Genomic DNA, 20,740 nt, shown 5'->3' with positions numbered 1-20,740 from the left:
CTGATCGAAGACAGGCGCAAGATGGCGACTAACTCACGAGTAGGCAGACAACTACGCGCCTACTCGTGAGTTACCCGCCACGCTGCCACCTGCAGCAGGCCCTGATCTGCGAACCCGACGCGTGGCGTATCCCGGCACCCCTGGCAGACCCCACCCGAAATCCACGCGACACGGTACGTCGAGCACGCCTACGCTCGGACGATGACGAACCCCGCCGACCTCGAACCGATCCCGGTGCCGCGCCTCGAGCGTGACGGTGTGGTGCTGCGCGCCCACACGATCGACGACGCCGACGAGGTGACGCGACGTGGCGCCGACCCGCTCGTCCAGCGGTGGACGACGACGCCCGCGAACTACACGCGCGACATGGCGCTCGAGTTCGTCACGCGCATGACGGGGCCGAGCCGCGACGCGATCTGGTGGGCCATCGAGGTCGACGGCCGCATGGCAGGTTCGATCGACCTGACGACGTGGGGGCGCGGTTTCTCCTACGGCGCGGCGAGCGTCGGTTTCGCGCTCAGCCCCTGGGCGCGCGGGCGGGGCGTGATGACGCGCGCCGTGGCGGCGGCTGTCGAGTATGGCTTTGACTCGCTGGGCCTCGAGACCATCATCTGGGAGGCGTACGCGGGCAACGTCGGCAGCTGGAGAGCAGCCTGGGGCAACGGCTTCCACGAGTTCACCTACATCTCCAGCCTGCTCGTGGGCAAGGACCGCCTCGAGGACGCCTGGCACGCCGTCCTTCGGGCCGACGAACCGCGTGAGCCGCAGGGCGATTGGCACCTGGCGATCGAGAACTCCACCACGCCTCGACACCAGCGAGGCCTCTGAAGGGCCAGCCCCGCCCCCGCCAGGCGCGGCCTGCTCCCCGACGTGACACACCTGCGATTTTCGTCCACATTCGGCATTCGCCAGTGCCCGACGACGATCGCAGCGTCGCGCCCGCCGGGCGTCATGGCTATCGGGCGAGCTCACCGGCACGTCACGCGGAGACGAAAGCGCCGATGACGTCGCGCACCTGCCGCCCCGCGACGAACAACCGCGGCGAATGTGGACGAAAATCGCAGATGCGGACGCGTATCGCAGCTGGTCACAACCAGCGGCCGACCTGTTCGTGCTGCGGGCCGGGGAGACGTCGGACGGGGGTCTTCCAGTCGACGCCGTACTGCTTGCCGACCCACCACCACAGCCACGCCGTGATGCCGAAGATCAGCGGCAGCGAGAACAGCAGCGCAGCAGGGTTGACGGCGCCCTGCTCGAGCGAGTTCGGCGTCAGTGGCGCGAGCAAGAACGACATCGTGTTGTTCGCCGCATGCACGAGGATCGCCAGTTCGAGGCCGCCGGAGCGCCACACCAGCGCTCCCATGCACAACGCGAAGCAGGCGATGTCGATCTGGCCGACCCAGTCATACCCGTGGCCGAGCATGAACAGCGGCACGGGCAGGATGATGCCCCACAGCGGCGACTTCAGCCACGTCCCGAGCGCCTGCTGCGGCATGCCGCGAAACAGGTACTCCTCGCCCGCGCACTGCAACGGCGTCAGCACGAGGATGATGACGTACGACGCGACGAGTGACGCCGAGAGAGGCGGCACCGTCAGTTCGTCGCGGCCGAACAGCAGGGGCGGCACGAGGATCACGAGGGCATAGATCGGCACGACGACGCGCGCCGCACGCCCCAGCAGACCCCAGCGGAATCGCCCGAACACCGAGTGGATCGACCCGCGACGCCCGGCGCCCCACCACGACGCGAGCACGACGATGGGGACGAGCGCCGCGAGCGGACCGAGCATCGCCATCAGGTCGGCCGGGTTGCCACCGTCCTCGAGGCTCTCGCTCGCAGCGGGCAGGCCGAGGCCCTCCCATGCGAGCGCGACGACGCCCAGCGCGATCATCATGACGATCGTGACACCGAACGCCACACCCAGCGTCGCGAAAGGACGCCACCACTGCGCGACGCGCCAGTCGATGCGTGCCATGCGGTGATACGGCAACGGCTTCGGTTGCTCGAATGCCCACGCCGGGGGTGGCTTGCGCGGACCGGCTTGCGCTGCAACGGGATACGCAGCGCCGGGCGACGCCGGCGCCAACAACACCCCAGGCGGATACTGAGGCTGCGGAGCTGACGGCTGGGACCAACCCGCCGGCGCAGGCGCGCCCGAAGCTGCGGGCCCGGGAGCTGACGGCGGGGGCCACCCGCCCGGGGCTAACGATCCCGCACCGGGGGCGTTCGGCGCCGGAGGAGGCGACGCCATCGATCCTGTGGGCGGTTGTGACCAACCGTCCGGCATGGGCGCGCCTTCGTGCCATGCGTTGGGCTGCTGCCCCGTCGGTGCCGCGGCGTCGCTCGCGGAAGCTGCCGACGTGTGCGCCCGGGAATCCGGCGCGGGCGAACCCGGAACCGACGCCGGGGTCTCGCGCGGTCGCGGGGGAACGTAGCGCCAGGCGTCGTCGTCCGGATGGGTGCGTTCGTCGGTCACGACGCCTACTGTGTCACGCGTCGATGAGGGTGCGCTGAGCACCATGACACGACGCGGTGAGCCGGCGCTCGGCCTTACGACATGAGATGGCAGGGGTCGTGCGGTGTCGCCGTATGGCTCGGGCGACCCGTCCGCCGCCGTTCACACGCTGCACACCGTCTTCTGAGCACAGCCGATCGATGACGGCCTGCGCCACGACGCCGGCGAATGCGGCGCCCATGAACACGAGAAGCGCGCCGTCTGGCCACGCGTCGACAGCGCGCCGGAGCCACCCGGAACAGCCACGCGACCTGCCGGCAGCGCCCAGGAACACGAGAAGCGCGCCGTCCGGCCACGCGTCGTCAACGCGACGGGGCCATTCCCGGGAGCCCTGTCGGCGGTGCCCGTCAACAACGCGGACAGCGCGACGGTGGGCCACCCGTCATGCAAGCCCGCCGTCGGACGATCTGGTCGTGCGCAGCGAGCGACTGCTTTCTGACGCCGCACCACCCCCCGTCACCTCGTCCGACGGCTAACAGAGACGGCGCACCTTGAGACACCCGGCCCCACCTGCGAATCTCGTCCACATTCGCAATGTCCGTCCACCTTCGCGAACCGCGTCCCCATGTGCGGTCCTCTGTCACATCGGCGATCTTCGTCCACGTTCGCGTCGTCGGCCCCCGTCACGGATGTGGACGAAAATCGCAGATGGGTACAGACCGGCGGCGCCAAGAAGACGAGCGTAGGGGGACACGCCCCGGCGGCCGAGCCGGCCACGCCAGGCCGATTTCACCGCGCGGACGACACCCGGCGGGCGGCGCCGAACGTCAGCCCTGCGAACCGCGCCACAGGCGCATGGCGACGACGAGCGCCCCGACGAGCGCCGCAGCCATGAGGCACACCGCGACGGGGTGGGCGCCGGTGCTCGCCATGCGGATCAGGACGACGGCCATGACGGCCAGCGAGATGCCGTCGACGAGCGTCACGATGAGTCGTTCCGCGAGTGAGATCTTGCGGTGTTCGTGGTTCATCGTGCACCTTTCACCTGCTGACCTCGCGTTCAGCCGAACGCCCCCGAGGCCCTGCGCGCCGACCCCACCGCCACCCGCCCCGCGAAAACACCGCCGGCTCCGGTCATGGCGGGGCAGAGTCTCACGGGGAGGCACACCCACCCATGAGGGCAGCGCCGGCTCGCCTCACCGGCAACCTCTAGAATCACGGCGTGAACGAACAGCCCGCAGAGGACGACGACGCCCGTGACGACGCGTCCGTCACACCTGAGCAGGAACAGCTGTTCGCCGAGACCGCGATCGATGCCGAGGACATGGCGACGACGTTGCGCGTCATCGGGATGCTGCACGAGTTGCCCGCGGGCCACCCCGACATCGAGACGGTGAAGCGCGCCGCGGGCACGATGTACAAGCGGGTGCGCAAGGCGCGTCGCGCGGAGGCGAGGGCTGCTGAGCTCGGCCCGTTGCGCGAGCAGGACGCGAAGGTGCTGGCGTCGACGGCGACGGGTTCGCCGCTGCGCATCGACGACGAGACGAAGGGAATCCCGTTGACGTCCAACGTCATCGGTGAGGTCGCCGGAGAGCTCAACACGCCGCGCGGGTGCTACATCTGCCACGCCAAGTACACGACCGTCGACGCGTTCTATCACTGGCTGTGCCCGAACTGCGCGGCGATGAGTCACGCGAAGCGTCACCAGCGCGTCGATCTGTGCGGCAAGCGCGCCCTGCTGACGGGCGGTCGCGCCAAGATCGGCATGTACATCGCGCTCATGCTGCTGCGCGACGGCGCGCACCTGACGATCACGACGCGTTTTCCCCGCGACGCCGCGCGTCGTTTCGCGGAGCTCGCCGACTCACCGGAGTGGATCGACCGCCTCAAGATCGTCGGCATCGACCTGCGTGACCCGACGCAGGTCATCGCCCTCGCCGACGAGGTCGCGGCCGACGGCCCGCTCGACATCCTCATCAACAACGCGGCGCAGACGGTGCGTCGCTCGCCGGGAGCGTACTCGAATCTCACTGCGGGAGAAGAGCTTCCGCTGCCGCGCGACGTCAAGCTGCCGCAGATCGTCCAGTTCGACCGCATCAGTGACGCTCACCCCGCGAACCTCGCCGGCACCCTCGCGGCCTATCAGCACACCCACGCCACTGACGAAGCCGAGCCCCAGCCCGACGCCGGACGTGACGTCCATGCGCCCGGCGTCACGCCCGCGGCCGGCCCGCTCAACCCGTCCGACGCTCTCGACCCGTCCCGCAGCGCGGCGGCGATGACGTCGCTCGCTCTGTCGGCGGGGCAGGCGAGCCTCGAGGCGCATCGGGCGGGCACGGCGGTCGACGCGGGTGGCCTGTTGCCCGACGTCGTCGACACGAACAGTTGGAAGCAGAAGGTCGAGGAAGTCGATCCGCTGGAACTCCTCGAAGTGCAACTCTGCAATTCAACAGCGCCGTTCCTGCTCGTCAGCCGTCTGCGCCCGGCGATGCGTGCGGCCGTCGCGCGGGGGGCGCGGCGCGCGTACGTCGTCAACGTCTCGGCGATGGAGGGGCAGTTCTCGCGCCGTTACAAGGGCCCCGGCCACCCGCACACGAACATGGCGAAGGCGGCGCTCAACATGATGACGCGCACGTCGGCGGGTGAGATGTTCGCGACCGACAAGATCCTCATGACGGCCGTCGACACCGGCTGGATCACCGACGAACGCCCGCACCACGAGAAGCTGCGCATCGCCGAGGAGGGCTGGCACGCGCCGCTCGACCTCGTCGACGGCGCCGCCCGCGTCTACGACCCGATCGTCATGGGTGAGAACGGAATCGACCAGTACGGCGTCTTTCTCAAGGACTTCGCCGAGCATCCCTGGTGACGGGCGCGCTCAGGCGGAATCACTCGTCCGCCGGGCAGGGGCAGGCAGATTCTCGTCACCCACGCCCTCTGTCGCGAAGCCAACTAATCTGACTCCATGACCGACGACGAGCGCCTTCAAGCCGAGCAGCGTGCGCGCAGGCTGATCGACGAGCAGCTCACGCGGGCCGGATGGGTCGTTCAGGATCTCAAGGATCAGGCCCTTGGCGCGGCGGTCGGCGTCGCCGTCCGTGAGGTGACGATGAAGTCGGGGCATGGACGCGCCGATTACCTGCTGTATCTCAACAAGGGCGTGGTCGGCGTCGTCGAGGCGAAGCCGATGGGCAAGACGCTGTCGGGGGTCGAGTGGCAGTCGTCGATGTACGCCCAGGGCCTCACTGATGCGCAGAAGCTGCGCGCGACGATGGTCGACGGCAAGTTGCCGTTCGTCTTCGAGGCGTCCGGGTCGGAGACGCATTTCACGAACGGTTACGACCCGCATCCTCGCGCGCGGGCGGTGTTCAACTTTCCGAAGCCGGAGACGCTGCTCTCGATCATCGCCGATGCACGCACCAACCCCGACGCGCCGACGTGGCGCGGCGCCCTGCAGACCATGCCCGAGCTCGACGAGCGGGCGCTGCGTCCGGCCCAGATCACGGCGATCACGGGCATCGAGCGCAGCCTGCGCGAACAGCGGTTCGACCGCTCGCTCGTGCAGATGGCCACCGGTGCGGGCAAGACGTACACGGCTGTGACAGCCAGCTACCGGCTACTGCGGTTCGGCGGCTTCAAGCGCGTCCTGTTTCTCGTCGACCGCAACAACCTGGCCGATCAGACGGCGGCCGAGTTCGCCAACTTCCGTACGCCTGACGACGGCCGCCGCTTCACCGAGCTCTACCCCGTCGACAAGCTGAAGAGCGACGCTCCGGCGGATTCGGCGAGCGTCGTCATCTCGACGATCCAGCGCGTCTTCAAGACGCTGCGCGGCGAGAACGTCCCCGCCGGCGACGACGCGATGCTCGACAGCCAGATCCCCGACAAGCCGGTGACCGTCACCTACAACGCCGCCCTGCCGCCCGAGACGTTCGACCTCATCATCGTCGACGAGGCGCACCGTTCGATCTACGGGCAGTGGCGGGCCGTGCTCGAGTACTTCGACGCGCACGTCATCGGGTTGACCGCGACGCCCGGCAAGCAGACGTTCGCATTCTTCCGGCAGAACCTCGTGAGCGAGTACACGTACGAGGAGTCGGTGTCAGACGGCGTCAACGTCGACTTCGAGATCTTCCGCATCGAGACGGAGGTGACGGCTGAGGGCAGCCGCATCGAGGCGGGTACGCATGTGCCGCTGGTCGATCGTCGGACCCGTGAGAAGCGGATGGAGACGCTCGACGAGGACGTCGTCTATACGCCCACCCAGCTCGATCGGATGGTGACGTCGACGTCGCAGATCCGTCTCGTCCTGGAGACGTATCGCGACAAGCTGTTCACTCACATCTTCCCCGGTCGCAGCGAGGTGCCGAAGACGCTCATCTTCGCGAAGGATGACGCGCACGCCGAGGAGATCGTGCGGTGCGTGCGTGAGGTGTTTGGCCGCGGCAACGAGTTCGCGGCCAAGATCACGTACAGCGCGAAAGATCCCAAGGGCCACCTCAAGGCCTTTCGCACGAGCTCTCAGCTGCGTGTCGCGGTGACGGTCGACATGATCGCGACCGGCACGGACGTGAAACCGTTGGAGTGCGTCATCTTCATGCGCGACGTCAGCTCGGGGCAGTACTTCGAGCAGATGAAGGGCCGTGGGGCGCGCACGATCTCGAAGTCGGACTTCCAGGCGGTGACGCCGGATGCCGAGGCGAAGACGCACTTCGTCCTCGTCGACGCCGTGGGCGTGACCGAGCACGAGTTCGTGGCTCCGCCGCTCAACCGTGAACCCGGCGTCAGCCTGGAGAAGCTGCTCAAGAAGGCTGCCGCGTACGAGCTGACCGAGGACGAGACGGCGACCCTCGCATCGCGCCTGGCCGCGTTGGAGCGTCAGGTGAGCGACGCCGAACGCGCCGAGCTGGACGACGTCGCCGGGCCGAGTTCCGATCTGGGCTCCATCGTGCGCGGGCTCGTGCACGCCGTGAACCCGGACGTGCAGGCGGCCGCCTCTGAGGGCGCGCCCGACCCGGCAGCGGCGGTGCGTGACCTTCTCGACGAGGCGGTGGCGCCTCTGGCCGACAACCCAGTGCTGCGTTCACGCATCATGGAACTGCGGCGGCAGCACGACCGCATCATCGACGAGGTCACGCGTGACACGATCCGGCGTGCCGAGGGGGTTTCGCGCGCCGACTCCGCGCTGGAGATCGTCGAGTCGTGGAAGAAGTACCTGGAGGACAACCGCGACGAGATCACGGCGCTTCAGGTTCTCGATGAGTTCAAGACCCACCGGGTGCCCTTCAAGGCTCTCGACGACCTGGCCCGGCAGATCGAGCGCACCCCGGAGCGGTGGACAACCGAGAAGTTGTGGGCGGCCTACGAGCAGTTGGACGGCGCCAAGGTGCGCCCGAACCCGCACGCCCGGGCCACCGACCTCGTGTCGCTCCTGCGCTATGCGTTGGATCTCGACGATGAACTCGTGCCGTACGAGGACGTGGTGCAGGAGCGCTATGAAAGCTGGCTCGCGCAGCAGGCGCAGGCGGGCGCGACGTTCTCGGAGACGGAACGTTGGTGGCTCGACCGCATGCGCGACTTCGTCGTCACCTCGGCCGGCATCACGGTCGACGCGCTCGACGCGGAACCGTTCACCCAGCGCGGCGGCGTCGACGGCGCCCTGCGCGACCTCGGCGACAACGCCGGCAATCTTCTCGAAAGCCTCGACAAGGAGCTCACCGCATGAACGTGCCTGACGGGTGGCGCACGATGACCCTTGACGAGGTCGGCACGTGGTTCGGCGGCGGGACACCCTCCAAGTCACGTCCAGAATTCTGGGACGGTGGAACCGTCCCATGGCTGAGCCCCAAAGACATGGGGGAGACTCGCCTCAGCGGCACGCGAGACAAGATCACTGACGCCGCGGTGAGCGGCTCAGCCGTGCGTATGGTCCCCGCAGGCGCGGTCGCTTTTGTGGTGCGTTCAGGCATATTGGAGCGGGCCCTACCCTCGACCCTCGTCAGCTTCCCCACGACGCTGAACCAGGATATGAAGGCCCTAGTTCCGCACGCCGATATCGTGACTCCCGAATGGCTCGCTCATGCCTTCCGAGCCTTTGAGCATCCGTTGCTGACTGGGACTCGCAAGGCCGGCACGACCGTCGCCTCATTGGACTTTGGCAAGGTGAAATCCTTTCAGCTGCCGGTACCGCCCCTCCCCGAGCAGCGGCGGATCGTGGAGATAGTGGAGGAGCAGGTGGCCCACCTCGACGCCGCCGACGCCTCCCTCGCCTCCGCCGAGCGGTTACTCCCAGTCGCTGCCCGCGGAGTGTTCGAGGCATTCCGACATGGGCGCGGGGAGCATGTCGATCTTTCCCGTCTGGTCACTATCGCCAATGGGCAAACCCCCAGCGGCCTTGCCGATCGACTTGTCGATCGACTCAAAGATGACTACGTCGCCTATTACAAGGTCGGTGACATGAACATGGGCGACGGGAAATTTCTCACTGCCTCCAGGACCGCCGTCTCTCGATCAGACGCAGCGGAATTGAGGTTGCATATTCGACCCGCCGGGACATTGGTGCTACCCAAGCGTGGCGGCGCCATCGCAACGAATAAAAAGCGGCTCTTGTCATCCGGGGCCGCCTACGACCTCAACACGATGGGACTCATCCCAGGGCCCTCCTTAAACCCTGAGTACTTGTGGCACTGGTTCCAAGGCGTCGACCTTCGCGAGATCTCAGACGGCTCCAACGTCCCCCAGATCAACGGGCCCGCAATTCGTTCACTGCGAATCCCGGTGCCAGATCTCATGACCCAAGGAGAGATAGTGGCTGAGTGCAACAATCACCGGGAGAAAATCGAGCGCGGGCGCACCGCCCTGCGAACAGCCGCCACTCGGGCTGCTGCCCTGCGCCGAGCCGTCCTCACCGCCGCGCTCTCAGGGCGCCTGACACCTCACCACGAATCGGAAGGTTAATTCATGCCTCTCTTTGCGGAGCGAAAGCGACTTGCCGAGCTCTCCGAACGCGAGGAAAACGGCGAGTCGTTTTGGACTAGCGACATACCGCGTCCTGCGCGAGTGAAGATCGCATCCCTATGGGCCATGGTGGACCAGGAAGCGCAGGAAGGCTGGGATTTCTACGATCTTGGACGTGAAATTCAATTCACTCTATGCACAGACCTAGGTGATGATTCTGCCCCATGGCGCCCGGGCGACTGGCAGATCTGTGACGACACCCCCGTCTGTCTGTCAGCACTAGAAGCTTTAATGCGTGTAGCCAAGAGACAGCGCGTCAATGTTGCGGAGTTTCTTGAGGAGGCAATCAACGCGATCTTCGTAGCTCACCGAGTCGCGTTCAAGAGCATCGACTGCGAGTTCGTTCCTTTTGAGTCCGACGCGCTCCATCACGATGTGGTAGAGCCGACGCTCCGTCTCCTCGTCACCGAGAAGCACAAGGACGCCCACGCGTCCTTCCTGGCGGCACTCAAGCAGATCGCTGCGGGGGACGCGGGTAATGCCATCACCGACGCCGGATCGGCCCTCCAACACGTCCTCGAAGATCTCGGATGCAATGGAAACGCACTCGGCCCTCTTTGGAAGGACGCCAAGAAGCGCCGTCTGGTGACGGCCCACGACCAGAACCTCCTCAGCGGAATCAGTGCCTTCGTCGACTGGGCGAGCGCTGACCGAAGCACGACCGGAGATGCACACAAGAACTCGACAGCCTCCATCGCCGACGCCTGGCTCATGGTGCATGTGACAGGGGCACTCATTCTGCGACTGACCGACACCACTCCCCGAGCCGCAACCACTGAAGGCGAGCTGACATGACCATGTGGGGCATTCACAACGACGCGATCGGTGACGAACTCGTCTCCGGCGGCTTCGTCTCGCTCGGGTGGGAGGAGATGCCGGATCTGCGCACGATCGGCGACGACCGTGAGCGCATGAAAGCCGAATTGATGCGCCGCTACCCCGGGGCCAAGCCCGGCGCCATCCCCGTCTGGGCCGGCATCCTGCTGCGCTTCGCCTTCACGATGCGCGAGGGCGACCTCGTCGTCGCACCGGACAAGGCGACGAGCACCCTAAACTTCGGTCGCGTGGTTGGCCCGTACGAGTTCAGTGCCACCGCTCGTCTGCACCCACACCGCCGCCGCGTCGAATGGCTCAAGACGAACGTGCCGCGGGGGCTCTTCCCGCAGAGCGCCCTCCATGAGATCGGTTCTGCTCTCACGCTCTTCCAGGTGAAGCGTCATGAGCAGATCTTCGAAGCCTTCCTCGACGCCCCTACTGAAGACGCATTCCTCACCTCGCCTTTGTCGCACGAAAGTGACCCGGCAAGCATCACGCCCGAGCTGAACGACGAAACCTCTCCAGAGGCCGTAGAACTGCCTGACGCAGAAGCCATCGAACAGTCGACGTCGGACTTCATCATCCGCACCTTGCTCGAAGACGTGAGCGACCGCGAATTCGAGTTCTTCACCGCCGACCTCCTCACCGCCATGGGGTACGTCGCACGCACCACGAGGGCGGGCGCCGACGGCGGCATCGACGTCATCGCGCACCGCGACACCCTCGGGTTGGAACCGCCGCTCATCAAGGTGCAGTGCAAGCATCGGGCCGGCACGGCGGGGCGACCCGAAGTGCAGCAGCTGCTCGGCGTGCTGGCACCGAAGGACGAACACGGCCTGTTCGTCACGCTCGGCACGTACAGCCGCGAGGCACGGGACGTCGAACGCGAGCGCCAGAACCTGCGCCTTCTCGATGGCCCGGACGTGGCGCGTCTCGTCGTCGCGCACTACCCGGCACTACCACTGGCATGGCGCGACCGCCTGCCGCTGCGTCAGGTCTACGTCGTCGAACGCCGGGACCTGTAAGGGCTGGCCCACCTCGCCGCAGGCGTGTCCCCATGGCCTCGACCGAGGCTGACATGCTCCTGATTTCTCCCGGACCCTGCTTCGAGCTAGCCTTGGTATCCAAGTGCCATTTGGTACCTCTATTGAGAGGGACGTGACATGCCTGCGCTCGCACCGATCAAGGTGTCTGAGGAGACGGATGAACTCGTCTCCCACACCGCGCATTTCCTCACAAAGTCCAAGAAGAGCGTCGTCGAGGACGCTGTTCGTGAGTACATCGACAACCACCGCGACGAGATCAACGGCGCAGTCCGTGCCGCGCTCGCCCAGCTCGACGGCTCCCGCGGCGCAGCCGTTGCCATGCTCGCCGACATCGGCGACAGCGAACTCGACGACCTCGGCGGGGTTCCGAAGGCCTGAAGACCCCGCACAGACGGCTGACATCGCGAGTCCTGCAAGACGCGGGGTCCGCCGTCCCCATGCTCGACCACGGTTTCGCTCCTCCTCGCCTTCGGCAGTGAGCAGTTATGAGTCCGGGCCCCTCGAAAATCTGTCCAGAGTCCCACTCACACTCCAACAGTCAGATTCTGAGTTGGACTCTGAGAGTGAAGGCTGCCCCGCTGTGTGGCCGCCAAGAACCCTCGATGCCCACAAGTACCGGCCGATCGGCGCTGCCGCGCCGTCGCGGCCACGCGAGCCATAAGGTAAGCGGATCGACTCATTCCGACTCTGCAAGAATGCCCGCTCCATCAGCCAAGGGGACTCATGACCACCGCACGGCAGCTCGTCGACAAACTCTGGTCGTACTGTGACGTCCTGCGCGACGACGGCGTCGGCGTCATCGAGTACACCGAACAGCTCACCTACCTGCTGTTCCTCAAGATGGCCGACGAACGCGCCAAGCGGCCCCTCAAGGCCGAGCGAATCATCCCCGAGGAGTACTCGTGGGATCGCCTCGTGCAGGCCACCGGCAACGATCTCGAACTCGAGTACACCCGCATCCTCAACGGCCTCGCACGCGAAGAGGGTGTCATCGGCACCATCTTCCGCAAGGCGCAGAACCGCGTCACCGACCCCGCGAAGCTGCGCCGCCTCGTCGTCGACCTCATCGGCAAGGAGAACTGGTCGCAGACAGGCACCGACATCAACGGTGACGCCTACGAAGGCCTCCTCGCCAAGGGCGCGAGCGACAAGGGCTCGGGCGCCGGGCAGTACTTCACGCCCCGCGCCCTCATCCAAGCTATCGTCGACGTCGTCGACCCCGGAGTCGACGACCGCGTCACCGACCCAGCCTGCGGCACGGGCGGCTTCCTCCTCGTCGCCCACGAGCACGCCTCCGCGAATGTCAACGAGATGACGCCCAACCAGCGGCACAACCTGCAGCACTCGTTCGCGCACGGCGTCGAACTCGTCGACGGCACCGCTCGCCTCGCCGCGATGAACCTGCTGCTGCACGGCATGGGATCGAGCAACGGCGACTCACTCATCCACGTCCGCGACTCGCTGAGCGCCGACACGGGCGAACGGTGGTCGGTCGTGCTCTCCAACCCACCCTTCGGGCGCAAGTCATCCGTCACGATGATGGGCGCGGACGGACGCGAGAGCCGTGACGACCGCGAGATCGAGCGACAGGACTTCGTCGCCACGACGAGCAACAAGCAGCTCAACTTCGTGCAGCACATCATGACGATCCTCGAGACCAACGGTCGCGCCGCCGTCGTGCTGCCCGACAACGTCCTCTTCGAAGGCGGCGCCGGCGAGACCATCCGTCGCAAACTGCTCAACGACTACGACCTGCACACGATGCTGCGCCTGCCCACGGGCATCTTCTACGCCCAGGGCATCAAGGCCAACGTGCTGTTCTTCGACCGCAAGATGGCGCGGCCTGGCCGGCCGTGGACGCAGAAGCTGTGGGTCTACGACCTGCGGACCAACAAGCACTTCACCCTCAAGCAGAACCCGCTCACACGGGCGGACCTCGACGACTTCGTCGACAACTACCGCGTGGGCGAACGCGAGAACCGCAAGGAATCAGAGCGGTGGAAGGCCTTCACCTACGACGAGATCGTCGCCCGCGACAAGGCCAACCTCGACATCACCTGGTTGCGCGACGAATCACTCGAGGACCTCGCTTCCCTGCCATCACCCGATGTCATCGCGCGCGAGATCGTCGAGGATCTCACCGCGGCTCTCGCCGAGTTCGAAGCCGTCGCGACAGCACTCGAAGAGCAGCTGGGGCACACGCACGCCGGGGACACCACCGCATAAACGAACCCGACATCCGTTTCGCCCGCTCATGGGGGGACGACGGCTGTCGGGTGTGATGTGCGACCCGTCACGCGCCCCCGGCGTGCCCGATTCCGCGCCATCGCGCGCGAAGAGGGCGCCCCGCAGGCCGCACGGTCTTCCAGGCAGGGGCGAAACGCTTTGCTAGCGTCATGACATGACTGCCACCCCTGCCAGAGAGGGCTCGTCGACGCCTGCAGGCGCGTCGTCGGCCCCGTCAGGGCGCGGCGGCTCCCGCGGCATCGTTCCGTGCGAGGACGCCTCGTCGCTCGTGTTGCTGTTCGCCGGTGCCTGCGCCGTCACGATCGCGGCGACGCGCGCGTACCTCGTCCTGACAGGCTACCCGCGGGTCGGCGGCGAGGTCTCCCACATCGCGCGCGCCCTCTGGGGCGGGCTGCTGCTGACGATCGCGTGAAGCTCGGTTCGCTCGCGGCGTCGATGTACCTCGCGTCAGCGGCCGTCGGTGTCATCGCAGGCATCCTGTCGCTCATCGCGTTCCGCGCCATGAGCCCGAAGCACCAGAACGTCGAGCGTGCGTTCCGTTACGGCTCCATCGCGATGGTCCTCATGCTCGCCGTCGCCAACTCCCTCGGCGCCTACACGAGCCAGTTCGAGATCCTGCTCGAAGCCGCCCTCCAGGCCCTCGCACTGTTGACACTCAACCTCTGGGCCCGCGCCGAACGCGCGAGACAGGAAGCAGCCCGCCTCCCAGAGACCCCCCATCCCGCAACGAACGCAGAGCACGTCGAAGGAGCACCGTCAGCATGAGCACCCCCACCCGTCACCACCCCGCGGTGGCGAACGACCACGGATGGTTGCCCAAGCTGCTGGGGCTGCTCGTCGCCCTGGGCGGCGTGTGGTCGCTCGTGTCGATCCCGCTGCCGCGCAGCGACTTCGCCGACTGGGTCGACGACCTCTTCGCCGTCGTCGGCGTCCCCGCAGGCCCGAGTCTCTTCCTCGCCCTGTGTCTTCTCATCACCGCCGCAGCCCTGAAGCGCGGGCTGCGCGCCGCGTGGGTCGTCGCCCTCGCCGTGCTCACCCTCCAGTTCGTGGCCTGCGCGATCGTCGCCGTCAGCATCTGCACGGACAGCCTCGACGAGGAAGTCGACGACATCACGATCGCCCTCATCGTCGTGACGACGATTGTCACCGGCGCGTGGCTCGTCCTGCTCGTCATCCGGCGCAAGGACTTCCCGGCCCGCATGCGCTCAGGCTCCCTGCGGCGCGCGATCGTCACGCTGCTAGCCGGTCTGCTCGCCTGCATCGCCGTCATCTTCATGCTCTCCTGGGCGGCCCCCGGCGACCTGCACGGCGGTGAGCACCTGTGGTTCTCGATCCGCAGCGTCACCGGCATCTCCATGCCGCACGGCATCTCCGACGGCGCCAACGGGCCCCACTGGCTCGCCGCGTTCGCCGGCATCCTCGCCGCCGGCGTGCTGCTGCTGACGGTGTGGCGCTACACCGAATCGGCCGAACGCTCCGAGGTGCAGTCGGCCGCCGACGAACTGCACGTACGCCGCCTGCTCGCGCTGCACGGCAACCAGGATTCGCTCGGCTACTTCGCGACGCGCCGCGACAAGTCGGTCGTGTTCTCCCCCGACGGCGAGGCCGCCGTCAGCTACCGCGTCATCGGCTCCGTCTGCCTCGCCTCCGGCGACCCGCTCGGTGCCCGTGAGTCATGGCCCGCCGCCATCGGCGCCTGGCAGGCCCTCGCCCGCGAGCACGCGTGGCGCTCCGGCGTCCTGTCCGCCTCGGAGACGGGTGCGCGCGCCTACGTCGAGGCCGGGCTCAAGGCCCGCCCCCTCGGCGACGAAGCCGTGGTCGAACTCGACACGTTCAGCCTCGAAGGGCGCGCGATGCGCCCCGTCAAGCGCGCCGTCGCGCGCGTGCGTGAGGCCGGCTGCACCGTCGACGTCGAACGCCACTCGCGTCTCGACGCCGAGACGCTGCACCAGATCACCGAACTGTCCGAGAAGTGGCGTGGCGACGAACCCGACCGCGGCTTCTCGATGGCCCTCAACCGCCTCGAGGACGCGACGGACGGCCGCTGCGTCGCCGTCCTCGTCCGTGACGCACAGGGTCAGATCGTCGCACTGCAGTCGTTCGTGCCGTGGGGCATGCGAGGGCTGTCGCTCGACCTGATGCGCCGTTCCCCGAAGGCGCCCAACGGCGTCAACGAGGCGATGGTCGCGGCGCTCGCCGACGCGGCGTCCGACCTCGGGGTGCGCGACGTGTCGCTCAACTTCGCGATGTTCCGCTCCGTGTTCACCGGTGCCGACAAGGTGGGCGCCGGCATCGGCGTGCGCCTCGCCGACCGCATCCTGTCGATCGGCAACCGCTTCTGGCAGCTCGAATCGCTGTACGAGGCGAACGCCAAGTACCTGCCGCGCTGGGACACCCGGTTCGTCTGCTTCGACTCCGTCGGCAGCCTGCCACTCATCGGCATCGCCTCCGGCCGCGCCGAGGGCTTCCTGCCCGGCCACGCACCGCGCCCCAGCCACGACGCGGACACGATCGTCCACCTGCCCGACGGCGTCGAAGCACCGCTGGCGCAGCTCGTCGTCGCGCAGGACGAGGAGCTGCTCACGCCCGCACGACCCGTGCAGCGCCTCACCGAGCAGCAGCGCGTGCGCCACGCCAAGCTCGACGTCCTGCGCGAGGCCGGCATGGAGCCCTACCCCGTCGACGTGCCGTACACGATGACGGTCGATCTTGCCCGCAAAGCGATTGTCGAAGGCAACGGGGTGGACGCCGGCGTCGTCTCCCTCAGCGGCCGCGTACGAGCGCTGCGCGACCTCGGCGGCGTCGTGTTCGCCTTCATCGAGGAGCACGACGTGCGCCTGCAGGTCGTGCTCGAGGCGGGCGCTGTCGATCCGCAGCTCATGCGGTTGTGGCGACGCACCGTCGACGTCGGCGACCACGTCTCCGTGACGGGCACACTCGGCCACAGCCGTCGCGGCGAACCGTCGCTGCTCGCGTCGTCGTGGTGCATGGCGTCGAAGTCGCTGCGCCCCATCCCCAGCGACCACACGGGCTTCACCAACCCCGAGGCACGCGTGCGTCAGCGCTACCTCGACCTCATCGTCAACAAGGATTCGGCAAATCTGCTGCGCGCGCGCTCGCGGGGCGTCAGCGCTCTGCGTCGCGCGTTCGAGGAGCGCGGCTACATGGAGGTCGAGACGCCGATGCTGCAGGCGGTGCACGGTGGCGCGAGCGCGCGACCGTTCCGCACGCACATCAACGCGTACAACGCCGACCTGTACCTGCGCATCGCGCCGGAGCTGTTCCTCAAGGAACTCGCCGTCGGCGGCATGGACCGCATCTTCGAGCTCAACCGCAACTTCCGCAACGAAGGCGCCGACGCGACGCACAACCCGGAGTTCACCTCCGTCGAGGCGTACGCCGCGCACGGCGACTACAACACGATGCGCGTGCTGACGCGCGAGCTCGTCCTCGAGGTCGCCACGGCCATCCACGGCGAGCCCGTCGCCGTCCGCCCCGACGGACACGGCGGCGTCGAGCGCCTGCGCCTCGACCACGAGTGGCCCGTCGTGCCCGTGCACGAGGCGGTCTCGCAGGCGACGGGCACGACGCTGACGTCGAACACGCCGCTCGAGGAGGTGCGCGCCGTGGCCGACGCGCACGACGTGCACTGGGCGGAGACGATGACGGCCGGTGAGGTCGTGCTCGAGCTGTACGACGAGCTCGTCGAGGGCCAGACGACGATGCCGGTTTTCTACACCGACTTCCCACTCGAGACGTCACCGCTGACGCGCACGCACCGCACCGACCCGAAGCTGTCGGAGCGCTGGGATCTCGTCGCGTTCGGCGCCGAGATCGGCACCGCGTACTCGGAGCTCGTCGACCCCGTCGACCAGCGCAACCGCCTCACCGAGCAGTCGTTCAAGGCCGCCGCCGGCGACCCCGAGGCGATGGAGGTCGACGAGAACTTCCTCGCCGCCCTTGAGTACGCCATGCCCCCGACGGGTGGGCTCGGCATCGGTGTCGACCGCCTCATCATGATGCTGACGGGCAACAACATCCGCGCGACGCTCGCGTTCCCGTTCACGCGACCCAACGAGGGGCAGTGATGGCGTAACCGTCGCCTTGTCGCCTTGTTCACAGCGTGGCGCGCATCGGTCGGCCAGGAGCTCTCTCCTCGTCGACGGGTGCGCGCCACGTTTCGTCGTGTGGGGTGTGGACGGGTCGGGCTACGGCGCGGGTGCGTTGAGCCGCGGCGGGTTGGGGCGTTGAGGCGGGGCCGTCGGGTCTGGCGAAGATTAAAGTCTGAAGAGTCGATGCGGATAACGGTGCGGTGAACGCCGCGCGTCATTGCGCCGAAGTGCAGGTGAATGGGTGACGATGGGGGCATGCGTGACATCTCGGCGACCAACGGGGACGCCGACCGACGACCCCCTGCGCCGCGTGACCCTGTTTCACGGGAAACCACGTCGGGCTCCGCCGCACCGGACGAGGCGGCATCGGCTGACGCGCCATCCGATACGGGCGGGTCGTCGCTGCCCGGATATTCGCTGACGGACGTGCTGTTGCACGGCCCGGTGCTCATCGCGCAGGGGCGTCAGGTGCAGCGCGACGTGCCGCGCCTACCCGGTGCGGCCGGGCGCGAGGGCGTCACGAGCACGATCTGCGAGCACCACGCCGAGCGGGACGGTCACGAGCCGCATCTCGTCGTGCTCGGCGACAGCGTGGCCGACGGTGCCGGCGTCGAACACCATCGCGACTCGATCGCGGGGCGCCTCGCGAGCCGCATGTCGGATCGGCTCGAACGGCCGGTCAGCTGGCACGTGCTCGCCCGCTCGGGCGCCGACGCCCGCGACGTCGCCCACCTCACCCAGCCCGCGAGCGCCCAGGCGCAACTCGCGCGCGCTGACGTCGTCGTCATCAGCGTCGGTGTCAACGACGTGAAGAACCTGCGCACCGAGGAGGCGTGGCGCGTCAGCTTGACGAAGCTGCTGACCCGCGTGACGGCGCTCGCCGGCGACTCCCCCGTCATCCTGCTCGGATTGCCGCCGATCGAGGCGCTGCCCGCGATGCCGCAGCAGCTCGGTAATGCCCTCGGCGGGCGCGCGCGTCGGTTCGAGGCGATCGCTGCGGCGATCGTCGCGGACTACCCCACCGCCCGCCACGTACCGCTGACGAACCCGAAATGGGCGCGCGACAAGGCCTTCGCCGACGACGGATTCCACCCCTCGCCGTGGCTGCACAAGAAGCTCGCGAAGGAGATCGACGCGCTGCTCGCGTGATCGGCGTTCGTGCGCGCACGGCGCTATCGGAGCCGGGCCGAAGCGACCACGCCCGACCAGGTGAGTCGATTCGTGCTCGTCGAGTCGGTCACGACTGACGCAGCGGGCACCATGTGACGCAGCCGGCCTGGACCCTTCGGGATGCAGCCCGGGAATGGGCGAGGCCGGGGCCCGCGTTGACGAGTGCGTGAGTGATTTCGACGCCGCCCAGAACACCGACCTGCGATCCCCTGACGAGACCTCCCACTCGGCCGGCTCCTTCGCGAAGAAGGCAGCCGACATTCCGCTGTCGATCCTCGACCTCGCGCAGGTCGGCAGCCATGAGAGCGTCGGCGACGCGATCCGCAGCAGCGTCGAGCTCGCGCAGCGGGCTGAGGCGACGGGTCGCTTCGAGCGCATCTGGTTCGCCGAGCACCACAACATGAAGCACATTGCGTCGGCGGCGACGTCCGTGCTGCTCGCGCATGTCGCGTCGCAGACGCAGACGATCCGCGTCGGTTCCGGCGGCGTCATGCTGCCGAACCACTCGCCGCTGACGATCGCCGAGCAGTTCGGCACGCTCGCCGAGCTGCACCCGGGCCGTATCGACCTCGGCCTCGGACGCGCGCCCGGCACGGATCAGCGCACCTGGCAGGCGCTTCGACGTGACCCGCACGCGAGCGACCGCTTCCCGCAGGACGTCGTCGAGCTGCAGGGGCTGCTCTCCGACACGAGCCCGCTCGCGGGCATCGAGGCGATCCCCGGCAAGGGCACGAACGTGCCGCTCTACATCCTCGGCTCGAGCATGTTCGGCGCGAAACTCGCTGCGGCACTAGGCCTTCCGTACGCGTTCGCGAGCCACTTCGCACCCGATCAGCTGCAGGCCGCCGTCTACGCCTACCGTTCGGAGTTCAAGCCGAGCGCCCAGCTCGACGCGCCGTACGTCATCGCCGCGCTCAACGTCGTCGCCGCAGACACCGACGACGAAGCGTCCGCGATGTACGAAAAGGTGCTGCGTTCGCGCGTCGAGATGATAGCGACGCGCTTCGGCGTGGCCGATCGCGACTTCACCGACGCCGAGCTCGACATGCTGCTCGACTCGCCCGCCGGCCACCAGGCCAAGCACATGCTCACCTACACCGCGATCGGCGGCCCGGAGCGCATCGCCGCGTACCTCGAACAGTTCGCCGAGCACGCCATGGCCGACGAACTCATGATGACGAACTCCGCCCGCGGCCTCGACGCCCAGAAGCGCGCACTCGAGATCGTCGGCGGGATTCGCTGACGAACCCGCCCGGCGAGATCGGTGGCGGACAACGGCTCGGGCCCGACCTTCACGAGATGGCGGGTGACTCACAGGTAGGCAGGCAACTGGCCGCTTACCTGTGAGTTACCCGCCATCCTGCATGGCGACGCCGCGACGTCACCCGTTCAGGTCGGCGTGGTCGCGCTCGACCTGGTCCGCACAGTCCTGCGCGTACGCGGCGAGGGCCTCGTCGAGATCCTCGGCACCCTTGAGGTAACCCCGAAGCGCTGACGGGTGGAGCGTGCGCGTGTGCCCGCGCGCGAGGATGACGGCGCAGACCTGGCCGAAGTCTTCGAGCATCTGCCCGGCGAGGTCGAGCGGATCGATCGAACCTTCGCGTTGCGGAACTGCCGCAACGGTGACGCGGGCAGGCGCCCCTCCTGCGTCGAAAGGACGTAGTCGACGGCATCACGCTGCTGTGGCTGCGACAGCGCTGAACGAGCGATATCGGTCGGGGCAACACGTTCGGCGGCTGCGCTCGGCGTCGAACTGCGCCTGCGGTGTGAGTTCGGCTGCGTCGGCCGAGGGGTCGAGAGCGATGACCATGCCGTCATCTTCGCGCTGCCGCGCCACGGCCATCGGGCCTGACTCGGAACGCTTGACCTGACGACTC

Annotated in this window: 16 protein-coding genes and 1 pseudogene; 13 read left to right on the top strand and 4 right to left on the bottom strand. The window is 67.8% G+C overall.

What is annotated here, in order from left to right; all coding sequences use genetic code 11:
* The first annotated feature begins 201 nt into the window (after positions 1-201).
* The gene (locus HMPREF0321_RS06515; protein WP_006945187.1) at positions 202-828 is read left to right on the top strand and encodes a GNAT family N-acetyltransferase; all 627 of its coding nucleotides are present in this window, start codon (positions 202-204) and stop codon (positions 826-828) included.
* A 259-nt stretch (positions 829-1,087) separates the two neighbouring features.
* On the opposite strand, the gene HMPREF0321_RS16440 is transcribed toward HMPREF0321_RS06515, so the two are convergent.
* Positions 1,088-1,975 (bottom strand): CPBP family intramembrane glutamic endopeptidase, encoded by an 888-nt coding sequence (locus tag HMPREF0321_RS16440; RefSeq protein ID WP_050786507.1) that lies wholly within the window; start codon positions 1,973-1,975, stop codon positions 1,088-1,090.
* A gap of 1,307 nt (positions 1,976-3,282) precedes the next feature.
* Positions 3,283-3,486, bottom strand: a complete 204-nt coding sequence (locus tag HMPREF0321_RS06500; protein ID WP_006945101.1) for a hypothetical protein — start codon at positions 3,484-3,486, stop codon at positions 3,283-3,285.
* 191 nt (positions 3,487-3,677) lie between these two features.
* On the opposite strand from HMPREF0321_RS06500, the gene HMPREF0321_RS06495 reads away from it, so the two are divergent.
* From HMPREF0321_RS06495 to HMPREF0321_RS06445, 12 genes are all read left to right on the top strand, one after another.
* Entirely contained in the window at positions 3,678-5,324 is a 1,647-nt protein-coding gene (locus tag HMPREF0321_RS06495; protein WP_006945103.1) for an SDR family NAD(P)-dependent oxidoreductase, read from the top strand.
* Positions 5,325-5,420: 96 nt separating this feature from the next.
* The gene (locus tag HMPREF0321_RS06490; RefSeq protein ID WP_006945012.1) at positions 5,421-8,180 is read left to right on the top strand and encodes a DEAD/DEAH box helicase family protein; all 2,760 of its coding nucleotides are present in this window, start codon (positions 5,421-5,423) and stop codon (positions 8,178-8,180) included.
* Positions 8,177-9,412 (top strand): restriction endonuclease subunit S, encoded by a 1,236-nt coding sequence (locus tag HMPREF0321_RS14820; RefSeq protein ID WP_050786506.1) that lies wholly within the window; start codon positions 8,177-8,179, stop codon positions 9,410-9,412. The genes HMPREF0321_RS06490 and HMPREF0321_RS14820 overlap by 4 nt, the downstream gene beginning before the upstream one ends.
* A gap of 3 nt (positions 9,413-9,415) precedes the next feature.
* The gene (locus tag HMPREF0321_RS06480; RefSeq protein WP_139023571.1) at positions 9,416-10,267 is read left to right on the top strand and encodes a hypothetical protein; all 852 of its coding nucleotides are present in this window, start codon (positions 9,416-9,418) and stop codon (positions 10,265-10,267) included.
* The gene (locus HMPREF0321_RS06475; RefSeq protein WP_006945065.1) at positions 10,264-11,313 is read left to right on the top strand and encodes a restriction endonuclease; all 1,050 of its coding nucleotides are present in this window, start codon (positions 10,264-10,266) and stop codon (positions 11,311-11,313) included. Before HMPREF0321_RS06480 ends, HMPREF0321_RS06475 begins: the two co-directional genes overlap by 4 nt.
* 138 nt (positions 11,314-11,451) lie before the next feature.
* On the top strand, positions 11,452-11,712 hold the full coding sequence (locus HMPREF0321_RS06470) for a hypothetical protein (RefSeq protein WP_006945028.1): 261 nt from the start codon (positions 11,452-11,454) through the stop codon (positions 11,710-11,712).
* A 345-nt stretch (positions 11,713-12,057) separates the two neighbouring features.
* Positions 12,058-13,560, top strand: coding sequence for a class I SAM-dependent DNA methyltransferase (locus tag HMPREF0321_RS06465; RefSeq protein WP_006945146.1), 1,503 nt, complete (start codon positions 12,058-12,060; stop codon positions 13,558-13,560).
* Between the two features lie 175 nt (positions 13,561-13,735).
* Positions 13,736-13,993 (top strand): hypothetical protein, encoded by a 258-nt coding sequence (locus tag HMPREF0321_RS16015; RefSeq protein ID WP_139023570.1) that lies wholly within the window; start codon positions 13,736-13,738, stop codon positions 13,991-13,993.
* Positions 13,990-14,346: a hypothetical protein gene (locus HMPREF0321_RS06460; protein ID WP_006945125.1), complete on the top strand. Its 357-nt coding sequence runs from the start codon at positions 13,990-13,992 to the stop codon at positions 14,344-14,346. The genes HMPREF0321_RS16015 and HMPREF0321_RS06460 overlap by 4 nt, the downstream gene beginning before the upstream one ends.
* Positions 14,343-17,669, top strand: coding sequence for a bifunctional lysylphosphatidylglycerol synthetase/lysine--tRNA ligase LysX (lysX, locus tag HMPREF0321_RS06455; protein WP_006945131.1), 3,327 nt, complete (start codon positions 14,343-14,345; stop codon positions 17,667-17,669). Before HMPREF0321_RS06460 ends, lysX begins: the two co-directional genes overlap by 4 nt.
* A gap of 279 nt (positions 17,670-17,948) precedes the next feature.
* Positions 17,949-18,842 (top strand): SGNH/GDSL hydrolase family protein, encoded by an 894-nt coding sequence (locus HMPREF0321_RS06450; protein ID WP_006945127.1) that lies wholly within the window; start codon positions 17,949-17,951, stop codon positions 18,840-18,842.
* A 154-nt stretch (positions 18,843-18,996) separates the two neighbouring features.
* Positions 18,997-20,106, top strand: a complete 1,110-nt coding sequence (locus tag HMPREF0321_RS06445) for an LLM class flavin-dependent oxidoreductase (RefSeq protein WP_006945122.1) — start codon at positions 18,997-18,999, stop codon at positions 20,104-20,106.
* Positions 20,107-20,244: 138 nt separating this feature from the next.
* Here the strand turns inward: HMPREF0321_RS06445 and HMPREF0321_RS14815 are convergent.
* A pseudogene (locus tag HMPREF0321_RS14815) lies at positions 20,245-20,478 on the bottom strand (DUF2252 family protein); the annotation flags it as partial.
* Positions 20,479-20,535: 57 nt separating this feature from the next.
* On the bottom strand, positions 20,536-20,673 hold the full coding sequence (locus HMPREF0321_RS16435) for a hypothetical protein (protein WP_156444997.1): 138 nt from the start codon (positions 20,671-20,673) through the stop codon (positions 20,536-20,538).
* Positions 20,674-20,740: the final 67 nt, after the last annotated feature.

Source organism: Dermacoccus sp. Ellin185 (assembly GCF_000152185.1).
GTDB lineage: Bacteria > Actinomycetota > Actinomycetes > Actinomycetales > Dermatophilaceae > Dermacoccus > Dermacoccus nishinomiyaensis.
Note: the sequence above shows the minus strand (reverse complement) of the source record. Positions and strands in the feature narration are given on the sequence as shown.

What these genes read in the sequence shown, in the direction of transcription:
- HMPREF0321_RS16015 (WP_139023570.1), top strand. Translation starts at nt 13,736, where the DNA reads ATGACTGCCACCCCTGCCAGAGAGGGCTCGTCGACGCCTGCAGGCGCG.
- HMPREF0321_RS06470 (WP_006945028.1), top strand. Translation starts at nt 11,452, where the DNA reads ATGCCTGCGCTCGCACCGATCAAGGTGTCTGAGGAGACGGATGAACTC.
- HMPREF0321_RS16435 (WP_156444997.1), bottom strand. Translation starts at nt 20,673, where the DNA reads ATGGTCATCGCTCTCGACCCCTCGGCCGACGCAGCCGAACTCACACCG.
- HMPREF0321_RS14820 (WP_050786506.1), top strand. Translation starts at nt 8,177, where the DNA reads ATGAACGTGCCTGACGGGTGGCGCACGATGACCCTTGACGAGGTCGGC.
- HMPREF0321_RS06445 (WP_006945122.1), top strand. Translation starts at nt 18,997, where the DNA reads ATGGGCGAGGCCGGGGCCCGCGTTGACGAGTGCGTGAGTGATTTCGAC.
- HMPREF0321_RS06465 (WP_006945146.1), top strand. Translation starts at nt 12,058, where the DNA reads ATGACCACCGCACGGCAGCTCGTCGACAAACTCTGGTCGTACTGTGAC.
- HMPREF0321_RS06500 (WP_006945101.1), bottom strand. Translation starts at nt 3,486, where the DNA reads ATGAACCACGAACACCGCAAGATCTCACTCGCGGAACGACTCATCGTG.
- lysX (WP_006945131.1), top strand. Translation starts at nt 14,343, where the DNA reads ATGAGCACCCCCACCCGTCACCACCCCGCGGTGGCGAACGACCACGGA.
- HMPREF0321_RS06475 (WP_006945065.1), top strand. Translation starts at nt 10,264, where the DNA reads ATGACCATGTGGGGCATTCACAACGACGCGATCGGTGACGAACTCGTC.
- HMPREF0321_RS16440 (WP_050786507.1), bottom strand. Translation starts at nt 1,975, where the DNA reads ATGGCACGCATCGACTGGCGCGTCGCGCAGTGGTGGCGTCCTTTCGCG.
- HMPREF0321_RS06480 (WP_139023571.1), top strand. Translation starts at nt 9,416, where the DNA reads ATGCCTCTCTTTGCGGAGCGAAAGCGACTTGCCGAGCTCTCCGAACGC.
- HMPREF0321_RS06490 (WP_006945012.1), top strand. Translation starts at nt 5,421, where the DNA reads ATGACCGACGACGAGCGCCTTCAAGCCGAGCAGCGTGCGCGCAGGCTG.
- HMPREF0321_RS06450 (WP_006945127.1), top strand. Translation starts at nt 17,949, where the DNA reads ATGCGTGACATCTCGGCGACCAACGGGGACGCCGACCGACGACCCCCT.
- HMPREF0321_RS06515 (WP_006945187.1), top strand. Translation starts at nt 202, where the DNA reads ATGACGAACCCCGCCGACCTCGAACCGATCCCGGTGCCGCGCCTCGAG.